The sequence below is a fragment of the Ureibacillus endophyticus genome (genome assembly GCF_024159215.1).
Classification (GTDB): Bacteria; Bacillota; Bacilli; order Bacillales_A; family Planococcaceae; genus Ureibacillus; species Ureibacillus endophyticus.
On sequence record NZ_JAMYWW010000001.1, the window covers coordinates 2,100,799 to 2,118,211 of the forward strand.

The 17,413-nt window shown below is 35.8% G+C and carries 18 protein-coding genes and 1 pseudogene; 2 read left to right on the top strand and 17 right to left on the bottom strand.

The window, feature by feature from the left end; genetic code table 11:
* Positions 1–32: 32 nt before the first annotated feature.
* From NKR20_RS10285 to NKR20_RS10315, 7 genes and pseudogenes are all read right to left on the bottom strand, one after another.
* On the bottom strand, positions 33–446 hold the full coding sequence (locus NKR20_RS10285) for a DUF350 domain-containing protein (RefSeq protein ID WP_253426227.1): 414 nt from the start codon (positions 444–446) through the stop codon (positions 33–35).
* Between the two features lie 2 nt (positions 447–448).
* The gene (locus NKR20_RS10290) at positions 449–1,729 is read right to left on the bottom strand and encodes a glutathionylspermidine synthase family protein (protein ID WP_253426229.1); all 1,281 of its coding nucleotides are present in this window, start codon (positions 1,727–1,729) and stop codon (positions 449–451) included.
* A 1-nt stretch (position 1,730) separates the two neighbouring features.
* On the bottom strand, positions 1,731–2,036 hold the full coding sequence (locus tag NKR20_RS10295; protein ID WP_253426232.1) for a hypothetical protein: 306 nt from the start codon (positions 2,034–2,036) through the stop codon (positions 1,731–1,733).
* Positions 2,037–2,053: 17 nt separating this feature from the next.
* Complete coding sequence (locus NKR20_RS10300; protein WP_253426235.1) at positions 2,054–2,512, bottom strand: hypothetical protein; 459 nt, start codon at positions 2,510–2,512, stop codon at positions 2,054–2,056.
* A 147-nt stretch (positions 2,513–2,659) separates the two neighbouring features.
* Positions 2,660–2,947 (bottom strand): annotated as a pseudogene (locus tag NKR20_RS19595) (3D domain-containing protein); the annotation flags it as partial.
* Positions 2,948–3,715: 768 nt separating this feature from the next.
* Entirely contained in the window at positions 3,716–3,931 is a 216-nt protein-coding gene (locus NKR20_RS10310) for a hypothetical protein (protein WP_121215761.1), read from the bottom strand.
* A gap of 220 nt (positions 3,932–4,151) precedes the next feature.
* Positions 4,152–4,379, bottom strand: a complete 228-nt coding sequence (locus NKR20_RS10315; protein ID WP_121215760.1) for a hypothetical protein — start codon at positions 4,377–4,379, stop codon at positions 4,152–4,154.
* Positions 4,380–4,603: 224 nt separating this feature from the next.
* Here NKR20_RS10315 and guaC point away from each other — a divergent pair, with 224 nt between their 5' ends.
* On the top strand, positions 4,604–5,587 hold the full coding sequence (gene guaC / locus NKR20_RS10320; RefSeq protein ID WP_121215759.1) for a GMP reductase: 984 nt from the start codon (positions 4,604–4,606) through the stop codon (positions 5,585–5,587).
* A gap of 177 nt (positions 5,588–5,764) precedes the next feature.
* Here guaC and ehuA read toward each other — a convergent pair whose 3' ends face one another.
* The 10 genes from ehuA to NKR20_RS10370 all read right to left on the bottom strand — a co-directional run bounded on the left by ehuA (position 5,765) and on the right by NKR20_RS10370 (position 16,167).
* The gene (gene ehuA, locus NKR20_RS10325) at positions 5,765–6,583 is read right to left on the bottom strand and encodes an ectoine/hydroxyectoine ABC transporter ATP-binding protein EhuA (protein WP_301285918.1); all 819 of its coding nucleotides are present in this window, start codon (positions 6,581–6,583) and stop codon (positions 5,765–5,767) included.
* Positions 6,576–7,325, bottom strand: coding sequence for an ectoine/hydroxyectoine ABC transporter permease subunit EhuD (gene ehuD / locus NKR20_RS10330; RefSeq protein ID WP_253426252.1), 750 nt, complete (start codon positions 7,323–7,325; stop codon positions 6,576–6,578). The genes ehuA and ehuD overlap by 8 nt, the downstream gene beginning before the upstream one ends.
* Positions 7,325–7,993: an amino acid ABC transporter permease gene (locus NKR20_RS10335; RefSeq protein WP_121215756.1), complete on the bottom strand. Its 669-nt coding sequence runs from the start codon at positions 7,991–7,993 to the stop codon at positions 7,325–7,327. Before NKR20_RS10335 ends, ehuD begins: the two co-directional genes overlap by 1 nt.
* 80 nt (positions 7,994–8,073) lie before the next feature.
* Positions 8,074–8,970, bottom strand: coding sequence for an ectoine/hydroxyectoine ABC transporter substrate-binding protein EhuB (gene ehuB, locus NKR20_RS10340; RefSeq protein ID WP_253426270.1), 897 nt, complete (start codon positions 8,968–8,970; stop codon positions 8,074–8,076).
* Positions 8,971–8,993: 23 nt separating this feature from the next.
* A complete protein-coding gene (locus NKR20_RS10345) occupies positions 8,994–10,439 on the bottom strand; it encodes an aldehyde dehydrogenase family protein (protein ID WP_121215754.1) in 1,446 nt (481 codons plus the stop codon).
* 15 nt (positions 10,440–10,454) lie between these two features.
* A complete protein-coding gene (locus NKR20_RS10350; protein ID WP_253426285.1) occupies positions 10,455–11,495 on the bottom strand; it encodes a homoserine dehydrogenase in 1,041 nt (346 codons plus the stop codon).
* A 20-nt stretch (positions 11,496–11,515) separates the two neighbouring features.
* Positions 11,516–12,754, bottom strand: a complete 1,239-nt coding sequence (locus NKR20_RS10355) for a M20 metallopeptidase family protein (RefSeq protein ID WP_253426288.1) — start codon at positions 12,752–12,754, stop codon at positions 11,516–11,518.
* 13 nt (positions 12,755–12,767) lie between these two features.
* Entirely contained in the window at positions 12,768–13,976 is a 1,209-nt protein-coding gene (locus NKR20_RS10360) for a cystathionine gamma-synthase family protein (protein ID WP_121215751.1), read from the bottom strand.
* A gap of 22 nt (positions 13,977–13,998) precedes the next feature.
* Entirely contained in the window at positions 13,999–14,967 is a 969-nt protein-coding gene (locus NKR20_RS10365; RefSeq protein ID WP_253428111.1) for a cyclodeaminase, read from the bottom strand.
* 12 nt (positions 14,968–14,979) lie between these two features.
* Positions 14,980–16,167, bottom strand: a complete 1,188-nt coding sequence (locus NKR20_RS10370; RefSeq protein ID WP_253426303.1) for a M24 family metallopeptidase — start codon at positions 16,165–16,167, stop codon at positions 14,980–14,982.
* Between the two features lie 217 nt (positions 16,168–16,384).
* Here NKR20_RS10370 and eutB point away from each other — a divergent pair, with 217 nt between their 5' ends.
* Positions 16,385–17,392 (top strand): hydroxyectoine utilization dehydratase EutB, encoded by a 1,008-nt coding sequence (gene eutB / locus NKR20_RS10375; protein ID WP_253426307.1) that lies wholly within the window; start codon positions 16,385–16,387, stop codon positions 17,390–17,392.
* Positions 17,393–17,413 lie beyond the last annotated feature (21 nt).

A 17,413-nucleotide genomic window follows, 5' to 3' on the forward strand; every position in this document is an offset into this window, starting at 1 on the left:
TAGGGCTCCGATACCGGAAGCCCCATTCTATCTTAATATGTTAAGCTGCCTGCCACAATTAGTCCTACAGCGATACCCACTGCAAATAAACTAAATCCAACTGCTTGATTGCCTTCTTCAACTTTCTTTGCCAAGTTTGTTTTTGGAGTTAAAATATATTCAATAATTAAATACACTACAATTTGAGCAACAATCCCAACTACGCCCCAAATAAATGCATCTAGTAAACTAATACTATTGCCCCAAACAGTATAAATTGTGATTCCTAGCCCAATTACTTTTCCCCATAATTTGTAGGCAACAGCAACATTTCCTTGTTTAATAAGTTTCCATTCTGAAAACTTTGTTGTAAAAGCAAAAGCGATTAATCCAATAACAAGCAGTAACAATCCTGTTCCTACGTAAGCTAAAAAATGTAAAAAACTATCTATTGATATAATGTCCATGACTATTCGTCCCCTTTCACTAACCCGACCGGTAAAAAATACGATTCATTATCGGTAATCTGTGCTCCCGCGCGTATACCAATGGCACTTGCTTCACCATTAATATAAAAACTACCAAACATATAATGGGCAGATTTCTTCCCTTGTTCTGTATGTATCTGTGTTGTCGGTAACTCAATGAATTGCTGATAAACCTGTAAAACGTCTTGATAAGTCTGATTTTTTGTTGTATCAATTTTCTCTCCAGAACCATTAAAAATTTCAACAGTATCTCCTTCTCTTCCAAAGACAGGTTTTCGAACATAAGGAATACCTTGACTAATAAAGAAATCATCATCTAAATAGGTTGGTAAAAAATATGATTTAATCCATTCCAATTCTTCGCTATTCAAAAATGGATGTTTCGCCTCATATAGACCCCAAATAACTGCCATTACAGCCTTCGATTGACATAAAAAGGCGGAAGGTGGATTTAGGATGGCTAATTGATTGTCTTGTACAAACTTTAATAGTATTCGACCAACATTTTCATTGCTAATAGGATCTCTATCATCTATTAAATGTTCAATCGGATAAGTTTGTCGGTACAATAAATCGATTTTTCTACCTTCCCTGTCATACAAGCCCGGTTCTATTAACATTTCCCCCTCTTGCATTACAGGGGTATCCATTAACCTCAACTCATTTAAACTCAAATATTGACTCTCTCGCCCAAATAATCGTTGCAAATACAATGTTGTATAGCGGTCTTCCTCATGATCGCCATGGGAAGAAAAGACAATATTTGGTCTGCTTTTTATATTGAGAGAATGAAGGGATAGATTTATCGCTCTTTGAATAGCCTGCACCAGTTTAGCTTCATAACCCCTATTTGGATCCTCTACACCGAAAGCTTCACACACTTTGCCATTTACATTAAATGATTCTTTAATAAACGTGGGTGTATCACTGTTGTATTCTAGTAATTTAATTTCCTCATGATTCACAATTAAATCCATTCGAGCGATCACACTATCTATTTGAATTGGACAGTATCGAATAAACTCCAATGTTTCTTTAGGAAACCCTAGCTGAAGCAATGTTTCATCCGGCACTTGTCGTAAAATTTTCGCAGTTTTTTTATAGATTGACCCAATTCTTTCTGTTGCAAGACGAATATTCTCTAATGTTTTCTGGGAGATATAATGTACATCAAAGAGGGCATATTCTGTGTCATATAAATCATGCCAAAATTCATCTATTTGCTGATAAAACTGTTGCCTCTTCTTTTTAAAAGCCTCCATCTTATCCTCCAAATCCACCTTTTATTCCACTACCTATACCAGATTTATAATTAGAATAATAGGATTGATAACTTGAACTATTTTTTAGTTCATTCTTTGATTTATAAAAAGCTCCGCCATGGTAATAACTTCGTGCATAGGATGAATTATCATCATCACAGTAATATGTACCTGTTTCTTTATCCCAATCCCAATCGTCACAATCATAGCCTGTTGGTTCAGGAGTTCCATTTTCCCCACAAGCGGTTAACGTAACTAACGAAACGGAAAGGACACCTATCATCATTTTCTTTGTATTATTTAACATCAATTTCACCTCCACAATCAACACTCATAACCTGTTGAACTAACATACAGAATATAAGTTTTTCGGTCTTCATCAATTTCAGCAGAATCCCGTTCCCACTCTTTTTCATCGTAATATGTATATACACTTCCTATCACACTTAAAATATCAAAATGATTATTATAGTGCTTCATCGTAATCAAGGGATGGTTTTTTCGAGCATTTAATTCCCGAATTTCTAACGAAACCGTGCTTTTTGTCATTTCTATTTTCTCTAATGGCGGCTCTTCTTCATAGATTTCAACAAAAATAACAAAAAGCTGGTTTTCTATTCCCGATGATAGTTGTTTATATGTCGTTCCATTTTTAACAAAAAACTCACATTCCCTACGAGCTAATATTTCTCCTAAATCGATATCAGGATAATAATAAATTGGCTCAAATTCATTACTTCCCTTTTTTAAGCGATACTCTAAAATGGCATTCTCAAACTCCATACCGTTCTCCCCTTTTTATTTATACATCAAATACGAATAATCTTACATATTAGTTTCAATTTTTGTAAAGGTTCCCCTATAAATTGAGAAATTAGTATTGAAAACAAAAAAAGGCACTAGGAAATAAACCCCTAGTAGCCTAACTTACTAATTTAATATTTTCACTTTCACCGTTTTACGTCCCCATGCCATTGCTTGGTCATAAGAAGGAATAAATACATCAATTTTATTTCCTTTAATCGCACCGCCAGTATCACCAGCCACCGCTTCACCATATCCTTCAACCCACACTTTTGATCCTAACGGAATAACATTCGGGTCAACAGCTATTACTTTTTGATTAGGATTTGCACGTAAATCAATTCCAATTGCAGTTTTTCCAGAGCAACCTTCACAATAGGCAGTATAAGCCGTTGCAGTTACAGTCATTTCTGCAATTGCATCCAGATTAACTGGTTCTGATTTTACTTCTTGTACAATTTCCTCTTCAACTTTTGGTGTGTCAACAGCTTTTTCTTCAGATACTTGTACTGTTTGATTATCAGATACATAAGGTTGTTCCTCTTTCACTGAAGGTTGCTCTTGAACTACTGATGGTTCAGAAGTAACGTCCTCTACTTCCACCAGATTACCATTATCTTCAAGTACTAACTGTTCACCCGGATGTATTAATGAATCCGTTTTCTTATTCCAACTCATTAAATCCTCTAATTTAATATTATGCCTTTGTGCAATACTATATAGATTATCTCCTTTTTTCACCTCATAGGTATCTATTTGAACAGTTTTATACTGTATCATTTCAGTATATAAAGCTTTATCGTAAAAGAATGTATCTGCTATTTCATTAATCACTTTTTTATATACACCTTCACCAGATAGCGTGATAGTGCGTTCCATTTCCATCGCTTTTGCGTTCGCTGTAAAAGTTATTGCAATGAATAATACTACCAACATGGATAATGTTAATTTAATTTTCATAACTTTTCCTCCTAAAATGGATGTTAATAGTTTTTATGTTTTAAATGTTCAGACTATCCATGAAGTTTATGTTTTGATAAGTAAATAGAATCTAACTGTAATATTCGTAATATTTGTAATAGTTAAAAAATAAAAAGTTTTGCTTAATAAATCAGCCTTTATTAAGCAAAACTTTTTAAATTTTCAATATATGTTCGAACCTTTGCATATAAATTTCACCGTTTAATTAAGATATTCGTTTTCACAACTTGGAAATATATAAATTCCTTGGATTTGCTCATAGTTGTAGTATTTTTGAACAAATTTCGCTTGGTATAAGTATTCCATTAAACAAATTTCATTTTCATCTGCATCGCAAAGAACACCCGAGACACTCAGCCCATTTTTAAATGCAACGCCAATCGGCTGACCTATTAACAGTTTTATTTTATCAAGCATCGATTAGCTCCCTCCTTCACTTAGTTTATGAAGGAATTGTAAACGCTTTTGTACGAATGCCTTAAAAAATTGGAGGTGTCCAAAAAGTAATAATTTTTTGGACACCTCTTTTCTTTCTTGATAAATATCTCTTATGAATTATTGTTCCTGCGGTGGTTGTCACCATCCTCGTCGCAAAGAATCTGTCTCAAAATGACTTTTCAGACAACTTCTTAGTAGTTTATTCTTTTTTTGTACCTCTCATTAATTTCTCAAATCGTTCCATCATCGGATCTTTCTTTGGAGTAAATTTAAATGGACTCTTTTCCATACCAAATTCCGTATTCGTTTGTGTATAAATTCCTAACGATTCTCCTGCAGATGCTGTTGGATCATTAATAATACTTTCTCTCGGACCATCAAAATGCGGAGTTGCTTGGGAATGTTGATTTTCTGTATCTTTTGGCATAAGGTCATCTCCTTTGTAGTTAATATGACGAGAGAGTTGTTATTTTATTCAATTCTGATGACCTCATGTATATAAATATTTCAAACATTAGAGGATAAACTAAAATAATAAACACAATTTTATAAAATTCTTTTGACATCCTATTGAAAATAGGGTAAATTACCAAAGGGCGAACATTTCGCATTCAATTTAAAAAAATATTCGTGATTTCGAGGTGCTTTTTTATGGATAACGTATTTGATTATGAAGATATTCAATTAATTCCTAATAAATGTATTGTAAACAGTCGTTCTGAATGTGACACTTCTATCGTGTTTGGTGGACATAAATTTAAATTACCAGTAGTACCTGCAAACATGCAGACTATTATTGATGAATCAATTGCTATTAAATTAGCTGAAAACGGTTACTTCTATATTATGCACCGTTTTAATCCAGAAACTCGTGCAGAATTCATTAAAGATATGCATTCACGTAACTTAATTGCATCTATTTCTGTTGGTGTTAAACCTGAAGAATATACATTTATTGAGCAATTAGCAATTGAAGATTTAGTTCCTGAATTTATTACAATCGATATTGCTCATGGTCATTCAAATGCAGTAATTGATATGATTAAACATATTAAAACTCACTTACCACAAAGCTTTGTTATTGCCGGAAATGTTGGTACACCTGAAGCGGTGCGTGAGTTAGAAAATGCTGGAGCTGATGCAACAAAAGTTGGAATTGGACCAGGTAAAGTATGTATTACGAAAATTAAAACAGGTTTTGGTACTGGTGGATGGCAATTAGCTGCTCTTCGCTGGTGTGCGAAAGCTGCAACAAAACCTATTATTGCTGACGGTGGTATTCGTACTCACGGTGATATTGCAAAATCTGTACGTTTTGGCGCTTCTATGGTCATGATCGGTTCATTATTTGCTGGCCATGAAGAATCACCAGGACAAACAATCACAAAAGACGGCAAAACATATAAAGAATACTTTGGTTCAGCATCTGAATTCCAAAAAGGCGAAAAGAAAAACGTTGAAGGTAAAAAAATGTACGTGGAATATAAAGGTTCATTAATGGACACTTTAACTGAAATGGAACAAGATTTACAATCATCAATTTCTTACGCAGGTGGTACGAAACTAGACGCTATCCGCACAGTGGATTATGTTGTCGTGAAAAACTCTATCTTCAATGGAGATAAAGTATACTAATACAAATAATGAAAGAAAAAGGGGACGTCTGAAAGTTGAGACGTCCCCTTTCTTCGCTTCCGCTACGGATAATTGCTAGGAGATATTTATAATAGAACAAGGAGGTATCCAAAAATCCCCACTTTTGGACACCCCCTTGTTTCTTTTTTAATTTCACTTTAATTCGCATTTTCACACCTATGCTTTTCTAAATCGTTTTAAGAAGGATTGAACCCGTTCATTTTTAGAATCTACCAATACTTCATTTGCTGTTCCTTGCTCAGCAATAACTCCTTGGTCAAGAAATAGGACTTTGTCAGCAATATCTAGTGCAAATTCCATTTCGTGAGTTACTAAAACCATTGCCATATCATCATTTTCAGCGATATCTCGAATAACCTCTAGTACTTCCCCTACTAATTCTGGGTCAAGGGCAGAAGTTACTTCGTCAAATAACATAATCTTTGGTCGTATAACTAATGCGCGGGCCATAGCAACACGTTGTTTTTGTCCACCAGAAAGCTGTGATGGATAAAAATCTAATTTAGTTCCTAAACCTACCCGTTCTAACATTTTAATTGAACGTTCCCGCACTTCATCTTTGTTTTCCTTTTTCACATGAATCGGTGCTGCCATACAATTCTCTAAAATTGTCATATGGGGAAAAAGATTAAAATGCTGGAATACCATTCCGATATCTCCGCGCACTTCTCTTATATGTTTCTCATTCGCCTTTACTAGTTGTCCATTCTTCTCCATTTTCCATAGGTTTTTTCCATTTACAATGATATCGCCGGACGTTGGTTCCTCCAATGTCATTAACATTCGGATAATTGTTGTTTTTCCTGAACCACTTGGCCCGATGACCGCAATTTTTTCTCCTGGACGAATTTCAAGATTGATTCCTTTTAACACATGAGTATCACCAAAGGATTTTTTTACATCTAGATATTTTACAATGGGTTCAGTACTTAATGATACGGAATTCTTTTTATTTTCAGTTAATACATTAGACAATACGATCACTCTCCTTTAGGTTCATGTCAGGAATACTTTTTTTCTTCGCCTTTTCTAATAATGCATTTTTGTCAAATCTAGTATTCATTTTCACTTCTAATTTTTTTATCAATATTGAAGATGGATAACTTAATAGTAAGAAAATAATACCGACAATTGTTAGTGGCTCTAAATAAGCAAAGTTTAAAGCACCATAGGAATTTGCCATCGCTAAAATTCCTGTTACACCGATGATTGATGCTAACGGAACCTCTTTAAACATGATGATAAAGTAGTTTCCTAACATAGGAATTGTTGGTGGTATTGCTTGGGGTAGAATGATTCTTCTCCATTTATCCATGGTAGAAAAATTCAAAGCAATTGATGCTTCCCATTGGCCTTTATCAACACTTTCAATCCCTGAACGATAGATTTCTCCAATATACGTACTATAATGGATACCAATGGCTAGTATTGCACATGTAAACGGTTCTAACGTTACACCTATGACTGGTACTACTGGTAGTGCATAATAAACGAAAAACAATTGAACTAAAGGTGGAGTTGAACGAATAAATTCCATCACCCAAGTGACAATCGATACAATGAGTTTATTGGGGATTCGTCTAAAGAAAATCCATACAAAACCGAAAAGCAGAGCAAATCCAAAACAGGCAAATGTTAAACCAACCGTCACACCTAAACCTTGTAGTACTATTGGTAAAGCATCGAAAAATGTTTCCCACCTGAAATTATCACCCATTAGCTCACCACCCCTTTCTTCGCAATTGTTTCTCCTTTTCTAGTTAACCAAATAAAAGGCAATGCTAGAATGAAATAGATAAATAATACAATGACATAGATTAATGGTGCTTGTGAGAGATTCGTACTTCTCATGATGTCTCCATAATATAAAATGTCACGCATTCCAATTAATGAGACAAGTGATGTTGCTTTCATGATTTGGATTGTGTAATTACCGAACTCCGGAAGCATCATCCGTACTGCTTGGGGTAAAATAATAAGTCTCATTCGTTGATAACGAGACATATTTAATGCAATGGCTGCTTCTGTTTGCCCCTTATCAACTGCTAAAATCGATCCACGTACTACCTCAGATAAATAGGCTCCATAATTAAGACCAATGGCGATTACTCCTGTCCACCAGTTTGAACCTAATTGAATACCAAAAAGCATCGGGATGGCATAATAGAGCCAAAATAATTGCACGATTAATGAAGTTCCTCGAAATACCTCTACATAGACTCCTGTAGCCTTGTTTAATATGACATTGTTTGAAACTCTAGATAACCCAGCGACAAAAGCGACTATGTAAGCGATTATTGCCGAAGCTAATAAAACAGAAATTGTAATACCTAGACCTCTTAATAGTTGTGGAGTAATTTCAATTATGGCACTAATAATGATCATCCCCTTCTCCAAAGTAGTAAGTATAAATTAGAATATAGGGACAAGTCTTTTTAGATTTAGCTTGCCCCTTACTTATTTACCTAGCTTTGACCACCACATACTTGTTCTGTTGTGATTTCACCCACTTCAACCATGTTGCTAATTGAACTAAAACCATTTGCTTCTAAAATTTTTGCGATTGTACCGTCTTCTTTTAATTGTTGTAACTTCTCATTATAAGCATTACGTAATTCTTCATTTTTTAAGTTAAATGCTGCTGCACCATAACTTGGTACACCTTCTACATCTGGTTGTTCAAAAGTTTCAACAAACTCTAATTCATCCGTTGCAGCAGATTGAAGAGCCATTTTCACTGTCATTTCAGTTCCTGTTGTCGCATCCGCACGACCTGCTTGAATTGCAGAGAATGTAGCTGGAATATCTGGTGCAGTGATAATTTGATTTGGATTTACTCCCTCTTTTTGTAAAAATTCAATTTCAGTTGTTCCTTCCATCACGACTACCTTTAATTTTGGATTTGCCGCAATATCCTTATAGCTTTGAAGATTATGAGGGTTACCTTTTGCAACGATTAAACCTTCCCCATATTGCATTTCTGGTTCACTAAATAATACACGTTCACAACGGTCTGGTTTAATTGCCATACCTGCAGTGATTACATCAAACTGTCCTGCTTGCACACCTGGGATTAATTGACTAAAGTCTGATAACTGGGCTTCTACTTTTTCAATTCCCAATTCTTTAAATACAGCTTTGGCAATATCAACGTTTGCCCCTTTGATTTCACCATTTTCTTCATATGCATATGGCACCTCATTAGCAAAACCAATTTTCACCGTTCCAGATTGTTTTAATTGTTCAAGTTTGCTAGAACCTGCTGCGCCATTCGTTTCTGTTGTTTCATTTTCTGAACCACCACATGCTGCTAATATAATCATGGCTAATACTGTGATTAAAGTGATTGATAGTTTTTTCATCCGCAACCCTCCAAATTGTGTGATTAAAAATTCGATCCAATTTTAAAACATACAACTTTTTGTTCAGTCATTTCTTGGATAGCAAAAGCTACACCTTCTCTACCAATTCCTGATTGTTTCATTCCACCAAAAGGCATGGAATCAATTCTAAAATCGCTACTATCATTGACCATTATGCCTCCAAACTCCATATCCTTGATTGCGCGGAATGCAAAATCAAGATTTTTCGTAAAGATCCCTGCCTGTAGTCCATACATGACATTGTTGGATTTTTGAATTGCTTCATCTAAATCTCTTATACTATCTAAAATAACAACTGGGCCAAAAATTTCTTCTTTAGCTATTTTACTTTCTGGATGAACATTTGTAAGGATTGTTGGTTCATAGAAAGCACCATTTCGCCTACCACCACAAAGAAGTTTTGCACCTTCTTGTAACGTTTCCTCTACAAGATTTTCAATTCGAATCGCTTCTTTTTCAGTGATTAATGGACCCATATCTGTCAGCTCATTAAGCTTATCGCCCATACGTAATTGTTTTGTTCGTTCAACTAATAACACTTCAAAAGTAGAATAGATTTCTTCATCTATATACACTCGTTGAACACCTAAACAATTTTGACCTGCTGCCCAAAATGCGCCAGATACAATTGAATCCACAGCATCTGGAATATCCGCATCACTCAGTACAATGCAAGGTGAATTTGAACCAAGTTCCATACTTAACTTTTTTATACCCGCTTTAGATGAAATGATTTTTCCCGCCTCATAACCACCAGTAAAGGAAATCATTCGAACTGCTGGATTTGTCACTAATTCATCGCCAATATCACTTGAATGACCTGTTATAACTGTTAATACTTTTTTCGGTAGTCCCGCTTCATGAAATGCTTCTGCTAGTAACAATGCACTTAATGGGGTGAGGGTTGAAGGCTTAATAATGATCGAGTTACCAGCAGCTATCGCTGGGCCTAATTTATGCGCCACTAGATTTAAAGGATCATTAAATGGAGTAATTGCAACAATTAATCCAATTGGTAGTCGTTGATAAAATCCAACTCGATTTTCATTTCCAGAAGACTGATCAAAGGGAATCGTTTCTCCATGAAGTCTTCTTGCTTCTTCAGCGCTGATACGAATTGTTTGGATACAGCGCCGAACTTCTTTTTCAGCTTCACGGATTGTTTTACTACCTTCTGTTGCAATTGTTCTTGCAAAAAGGGATTGTCTATCTTCAATCCAATTTGCAACTTTATTTAAAATGGAGATTCGTTCATAGGTTGGTAGATTTCTAGCAATTTCTGCACCTTTAACTCCTTCATTTATCGCAAGGATTGCATCTTCTTTACTTGCAGCAGGAATTTGTGCAATAATCTCACCATTTTGTGGATTTTCCACATCAATTGTTTTTTCTCGAGAAACCCATTCACCAGCTAAAAACATTTTCCTTTTTAAAAGCGTTTGTTCCATTTACTCACTCCTCCCCTAAAGTTGTTTTCTATGGATATTAATAAGATCAATTAATATTGAAAAACCCGTTTCAACTTTTCCTGCTCCAGCACCAATTAAAGTAATAGGACCAGCCAAATCGCAATGATACGTAATTGCATTTGTTGCATCTGAAATACATGCTAAAGGATGATCTAACGAAATCATTTCAGGTTTAACAGAAGCAATCACATTTCCATTTTCTTTTTTAAGTTTTGCGATTAATTTCCATTTTTTCTGATTTTGTCGAGCTTGCTCAATGTCTTTGGAAGTTAAATCGGAAATGCCAACCCTTTCAACTTCGTGAACTTTTAATGGATGATTCATTACAACATTCGCTAAAATGACAACTTTGTATAAAGCATCATAACCTTCCACATCACTTGTTGGGTCAGCTTCTGCATAACCTAGTTTTTGGGCTTCATGTAGTGCCTCATCATATGAGAGGCCATCTTCCATACGTGTTAACATATAGTTAGTCGTACCATTTAAAATCCCTTGAATTTCTATTATGTCATTTCCTGCTAGAGAAGTTACTGGCATTCGTAATGAAGGTGTCCCACTCATAACAGATCCCTCATAGCCCCAACGGACATTCCGTTTCTCAGCTAACTCTTTTAGTTGGGAGTAAGCTAATGCAACTGGTCCTTTATTGCTCATAATGACATTTTTCCCATGTTCAAATGCACATTGACAATGATCAATTGCTGGTTGTCCTGTTTTTACATCCGTAAAGGTAACTTCAACGATTGTGTCAGCATTTGTTTGCTTAATCGTTTCAAAACTATTTAACCCCCGAATTAATCCCTCTTGTTCAGGATAATCATCGAGCTTTCCAGTTTCTTTAACTACCGTTAATAAATCCTCTATAGATAAACCATCCGGATGGTACACAGAACCTTTCATCATGTCACTTACCGAAACAATGGTTGCATCCAGTCCATACTGTTGCTCTAGTACTTGTTTTTTATTTTTAAGAATTTCAGCAAATCCTTGCCCCACGACACCAAAACCTAATAATGCTATACGATGTTTCATGACTCATTCCCCTACCTTCGTCATATAACCACATTTTCCCCATTTACATATTTTTGAGGAAGGTGCGCATTTCCAAGTAAAAATTCAAGTATTGTTTGAGTTAAAATCGCTGTACCAATTGGTAAACATTTTTCATCAATATCAAATATCGGTGTATGAAGATCGCGCTTGATTCCATCAGGGTAAGCACATCCTAGGAAAAACATAGATCCAGGGACTTTATAGGTCATATGGGAGAAATCCTCTCCACCTAACCCAAATGGAATATCCATGATTTCCATGTTCGGATACAATTCGGAAACAACTTCTCTTAACACTTTATTGACTTCAAAATTATTAAATAAAGCTGGTTCCCCATGAGAAACGTTCAATTCAAATTGGCCACCAAAGGCTTTAACGATTGAAAAAGCATTTTTTAACCTTTGTTCTAATTCTTTGCGAACTGTTGGCGTATAGCTTCGAAGGGTACCTTGTAAAAATACTTCCGTAGGGATGACATTACTCGCTGAACCAGCTTTTAGTTCCCCAACGCTTATCACCGCTGCATCTAATGGAGATATATTTCTAGCAACAATTCCATGGATTGCTTGGAGTACAGGTCCTAACATCCAAATAGGATCTGTTCCTAAATGTGGGTATGCTCCATGTCCGCCAGTACCGAAGATTTTCCCTTGAAATACATCCACATTTGCCATACTGTATCCATCATGGATTCGTATCGTTCCTACTTCATGTTCCGGATCCATATGTAGTGCTATAATGCAGTCCACATCATCAAGGGCACCTGCTTCAATAAGATATGGAGAACCGGTTTTTCCAAAAACATCAGTATTTTCTTCAGCCGGTTGGAAGATGAATTTTACTGTCCCTTGTAGTTCCGTTTCTTTCCATAGCTCTCCTAGGATGGTTGCTACCGCCAAACCTATTGAAGTATGGGCGTCATGCCCACAAGCATGCATGACGCCTTCATTTTTCGAAGGAAATGAATGGGAAGTTGCTTCGACAATCGGTAGAGCATCCATATCTGCACGAATGGCTATGGTTGGTCCGTCACCTCTAGAAAGGGTGCCGATGACCGCTGTCTCGACCCCAACACCCTTTTCAACTTTCATCCCTTCGATGTTCAATAACTTTTCATATACAAATTGTGAAGTCTCATATTCTGCAAAACTCAGTTCTGGATTAGAATGAATATGTCTTCTCCAACTGATGATTTCATTTGTCAATTTTTGAACCTTTGAAAGGATATTCACTTCCATCTGTTTCACCTTCTTATTTTCCGACTGGTACAGTGTGTTCTTTTAAAATAGCAAATGCTTGTTCTAGGTCTTGAATTAAATCTTCTGTATCTTCAATACCTGCTGAAATACGTACAAGTCCATCTGCAATACCAACTGCAGCACGTTCTTCTGGTGTACATTCAATATGACTTGTCGTTCTTGCAGGACCATAAGTTGTTTCAACAGCACCTAAGTTTGCAGCACGGTTAGCGTATTTTAATGCAGGAAGTAAAATTTTCACCGCATCCATACCACCTTTTACTGAGAAGCTCAGCATTCCACCGAAACCTTTCATTTGTTTCTTCGCAATATCATGATTTACATGCGTTTCTAACCCTGGATAGAACACTTCATCAACAAGCTCTTGTTGTTGTAAGAAACGTGCGATGGCGAATGCATTTTTCTCTTGTTGTTCTACACGTAGTTTTAATGTTTTCATCCCACGTAATAGTAAATAAGCTGACCATGGATCCAATGTTGCACCATTAATTTCACGATAGTGATAAATTGGTTCAATCAATTCTTTTGATCCGCAAATAACTCCACCAAGTGCATCCGCATGACCACCTAAAAACTTCGTTGCACTATGAAGAACTAGATCCGCACCAAGTTCAAGTGGTTTTTGATTAATTGGTGTAGCAAAGGTATTATCTACTACAACAATTGCCCCTACTTCTTTCCCTTTTTTGGCTACTCTTTCAATATCAGTAATTTTTACTGTTGGGTTTGTAGGTGTTTCTAAATAAAGAATTTTACAGCCCTTTTCAATTTCTCTTTCAATTTCTTCGTGATTACCTGTTTCACATAGCACAATTTCAATATTCATTTGTGGTAAAAATTCAGTGAAAATTTTATTTGTACCGCCGTACGTATCTTTAATCGAAACAATTCGATCTCCAGGTCTTAAGAATGTATAAAACGTATTACTAATTGCTGCCATACCTGTAGAAAAACTTGTTGCTGCTTCTGCACCTTCTAAGATTCTCACTTTTTCTTCAAAAGCTTGAACTGTTGGATTCGTATTTCGCCCATAAATATGGCCAGCCTTTTTACCAATTGCCACATCATACCATTCGTCCATATCATCATAAGTGTAAGCAACACTTACTACGACTGGAACTTGTGAAGCTCCATGTACTAATACTTCTTTTTCTCCTGACCATACTGCTTGTGTACCAACATTAATTTTTTCGTTACCCATAAAATATCCCTCCAATTTTTAATTAAAAAACTTTACTTGTTACTAATTGTTCATAGGCAAAACGAGCAATGACTGTATCTTGTACCCCTGTCCCGGTTAAGTCACAGACAGTTATTTGCTCATTATTTGTTCTTCCAAGTTGTGAACCAGTAATAATTTCGCCCAGTTCTACAATGTTTTTATCATCATCTAAAATTCCATTTTCTTTTGCGTGATGTAGCTCCCCTAAACGGAAACATTGAGATTTAACATCACAAACAATCAAGTCAGCTTTGCTAAAGATGTTTTCATCCAGCTCTTGCTTATGCTCTGCATCAGAACCCATTGCCGTTATATGAAGTCCTGGATGTAACCACTCCGCCTTTATTAACGGTGAAGTAGATGGAGTAGTTGTGATTACAATTCCACTCATTTTGACCACTTGCTCTGGGCTTTTAGCAACAATAACCTTTTTCCCTAATTTTGTTTCCATCTCTACTGCATAGTTTTTTGCTGCTTCTTCATTTCGCCCATACACATAAATCGTGTCAAATTGTCTAACTAATGAAAGTGCTTCGATTTGGTATCTTGCTTGAGTACCAGTACCGATTACCCCAACACTTTGAACATTTTGTTTTGCTAAATATTTTGCTGCAACAGCACCAGCTATAGCTGTTCTTACATCGGTTAAATAGCCATTATCAAGCAAAATTGATTCAGTTAATCCTGTTTTGGTACTGAAAAGCATCATCATGCCACTTAAACTCGGAAGACCAATGGCTGGATTATTAAAAAACCCTGAAGATACTTTGATTGCAAAGGTGTCTAAGCCTTTTATATAAGCCGTTTTCACATCAATTTCTCCATTGTTTTCCGGAATATCAATGCGCATAATCGGCGGTAATGTCACCTTCCCATTTGCTAATGCCGCAAAACCTTCCTCGATAATTTCAATTGCTTTTGAATTTACACCGACAAATTGACGAATCTCTTCTTCTTGGAAAATTTTCATAGCATTCACCAATTAGTAAACTTTCGTTGCATTTTTCACAAATAACTTTCTTGGGAAGTCAGCAAATACCTCAATGCCACTCTCAGTAACTCGGAAGGATTCACTCAACTCAACACCATATTCATCTAGCCAAATTCCTGGAATACAATGGAACGTCATATTTGGTTCTAGAATTGTTTTATCTCCTGGTCGTAAGCTTGCAGTATGTTCGCCCCAATCAGGAGGATAATTCAGTCCCATTGAGTAACCGATACGCGATTCTTTTTCGAATCCACTTTTGGCAATCGTTTTGCGCCATACTTCCTCAACTTCTTCACATGTAACACCTGGTTTAATGGATTCTAGCGTTGCATTTAAACCTTCAATCACCACATCTGCCAAATACTTTACCTTTGGATCTGGTTCTCCAATAAAAACTGTTCGTGATAATGGAGAATGGTAGCGATTGTAACAACCTGCTAATTCCAAAATAACTGGAATACCAGATTTATATTTTTCATCTGTCCAAGTTAAGTGCGGAGTGGACGTCTTTTCACCAGATGGTAACAGTGGCATAATCGCTGGGTAATCCCCTCCAAACTCTACCGTCCCACTAATTTGAGCGTGCATAATTTTTGCCACTACATCACACTCACGAACCCCTTCTTCGATTGCATCGATTCCAGTTTGCATTGCATTTTCTACAATTCTTGCAGCTTTCTTCATATATTCAATTTCTTTATCTGATTTAATAATTCGAACATAATTTACTAATGAAGTCGCATCCACAAATGAAGCGAGAGGGAGCCCTACTTTTAGTTGTGTATAACATTTTGCAGTAAAGTAGTACGTATCCATTTCAAGACCAATCGTTGCATTCGATTGTCCAATCTCCTTTAAAATGTCACAAACAAAATCCATTGGGTGTCTTTCGGTAGATTGAACATAATGATCTGGGTATGGAATAATGTGATTCTCATTTAACCAAGTTGTCACTCTAGCTCCATTTGCATCTTGGCCACGTCCAATCCAGAATGGCTCTTCTTCATCTAAAAGTACTATTAGACACTGATGAACATAAAATGACCATCCATCATAACCAGTTAAATAGTTTAAATTAGCTGGGTCAGTTACTAGCAACACATCAATTCCTTTTGCTGCCATTTTTTCTTTAGTTTTTCTTAATCGTGTTCTATACTCTGATAATTCAAATACAGCCATTCTCTAAACTCCCTTCTTTATCCTCATTGCAATTAATGATTTGTTAAGAGAATTATAAATTTATAGATATTTGCGAACAATCTGTCAACTTGTATGAAATTATTAGACAATTTTCACTTCTGAAGTTTTTTGTAATTTTTTCTACATTTTTCTCATAATTCAAAAAAGAATATGTTAGAATACATAACATACAAAAAAGAAAGGGGTAATCGAGTTTATGGTAGAGATTTTAAAAGAACTTTCAAAAGACAATAAGAAAATTACATTGCAAAACGTTTGGCAGGCAAAAAGAAACATAGCTTCCCATATTAATAAAACTCCTTTAATCTTTTCTCCAAAACTATCAAATAGTACAAATTCAGAAATTTATTTAAAGTATGAACATTTACACGAAAGCCGAGCTTTTAAAATGCGCGGTGCTTTTAATGCAATTTGTAACTTAACCCCTACTCAAAAATCCTTAGGTGTCACAACATTTTCAACGGGAAATCACGGTTTTGCTGTAGCATTAGCTGCAAAAAAATTAGGAATCCGCGCAGTAATTTGTGTATCTAAACATGTACCAAAAGCAAAAATTGAAAAGATTAAAAGTTTAGGAGCACAGTTAGAAATCTATGGGGATGGGCAAGATGATGCAGAACAACGTTGTTATGAACTAGTAAAGGAACAAGGTTTAACGGTTATCCCTCCCTTTGATCATCCAGAAGTAATTGCTGGCCAAGGAACAATAGCCCTTGAAATCCTTGAAGACTTACCAGATGTAAATTGTGTACTTGGAGGTTTATCAGGAGGCGGTCTACTTTCAGGGATTGGGTTAGTGATGAAATCTACGAATCCAGACATAAAGGTAATCGGTTTATCAATGGAAAAAGGAGCAGCAATGTTTGAAAGTTTAAAAAAAGGAGAACCCGTTTCAGTAAATGAGGAACCTACTCAAGCAGATAGTTTACTAGGAGGGATTGGGGAAAATAATCAATATACCTTTAATATGGTTCAACAATTTGTTGACCAACCTATCTTAGTCGAAGAAGAAGCAATCAAAAAAGGCATGGCTTATTTATACAAAGAACATAACATCATTGTAGAAGGTGCTGCTGCAATTGGAATTGGAGCAATTTTAAACAATGATGTTTCAATAGTTGAAAATACTAAAAATGTCATTATTATTTCTGGATGCAATGTTGATTTAGATGCTCATGCAAACGCTATAAAAGCCTATTTATAAATTTCTTTTACACATCAGGGG

Coding starts and splice junctions, on each gene's coding strand:
- NKR20_RS10345 (WP_121215754.1), bottom strand. CDS start 10,439: ATGGAACAAACGCTTTTAAAAAGGAAAATGTTTTTAGCTGGTGAATGG.
- ehuB (WP_253426270.1), bottom strand. CDS start 8,970: ATGAAAAAACTATCAATCACTTTAATCACAGTATTAGCCATGATTATA.
- NKR20_RS10290 (WP_253426229.1), bottom strand. CDS start 1,729: ATGGAGGCTTTTAAAAAGAAGAGGCAACAGTTTTATCAGCAAATAGAT.
- NKR20_RS10350 (WP_253426285.1), bottom strand. CDS start 11,495: ATGAAACATCGTATAGCATTATTAGGTTTTGGTGTCGTGGGGCAAGGA.
- NKR20_RS10355 (WP_253426288.1), bottom strand. CDS start 12,754: ATGGAAGTGAATATCCTTTCAAAGGTTCAAAAATTGACAAATGAAATC.
- eutB (WP_253426307.1), top strand. CDS start 16,385: ATGGTAGAGATTTTAAAAGAACTTTCAAAAGACAATAAGAAAATTACA.
- NKR20_RS10310 (WP_121215761.1), bottom strand. CDS start 3,931: ATGCTTGATAAAATAAAACTGTTAATAGGTCAGCCGATTGGCGTTGCA.
- ehuD (WP_253426252.1), bottom strand. CDS start 7,325: ATGGGTGATAATTTCAGGTGGGAAACATTTTTCGATGCTTTACCAATA.
- NKR20_RS10335 (WP_121215756.1), bottom strand. CDS start 7,993: ATGATCATTATTAGTGCCATAATTGAAATTACTCCACAACTATTAAGA.
- NKR20_RS10285 (WP_253426227.1), bottom strand. CDS start 446: ATGGACATTATATCAATAGATAGTTTTTTACATTTTTTAGCTTACGTA.
- NKR20_RS10300 (WP_253426235.1), bottom strand. CDS start 2,512: ATGGAGTTTGAGAATGCCATTTTAGAGTATCGCTTAAAAAAGGGAAGT.
- NKR20_RS10360 (WP_121215751.1), bottom strand. CDS start 13,976: ATGGGTAACGAAAAAATTAATGTTGGTACACAAGCAGTATGGTCAGGA.
- guaC (WP_121215759.1), top strand. CDS start 4,604: ATGGATAACGTATTTGATTATGAAGATATTCAATTAATTCCTAATAAA.
- NKR20_RS10315 (WP_121215760.1), bottom strand. CDS start 4,379: ATGCCAAAAGATACAGAAAATCAACATTCCCAAGCAACTCCGCATTTT.
- NKR20_RS10370 (WP_253426303.1), bottom strand. CDS start 16,167: ATGGCTGTATTTGAATTATCAGAGTATAGAACACGATTAAGAAAAACT.
- NKR20_RS10365 (WP_253428111.1), bottom strand. CDS start 14,967: ATGAAAATTTTCCAAGAAGAAGAGATTCGTCAATTTGTCGGTGTAAAT.
- NKR20_RS10295 (WP_253426232.1), bottom strand. CDS start 2,036: ATGTTAAATAATACAAAGAAAATGATGATAGGTGTCCTTTCCGTTTCG.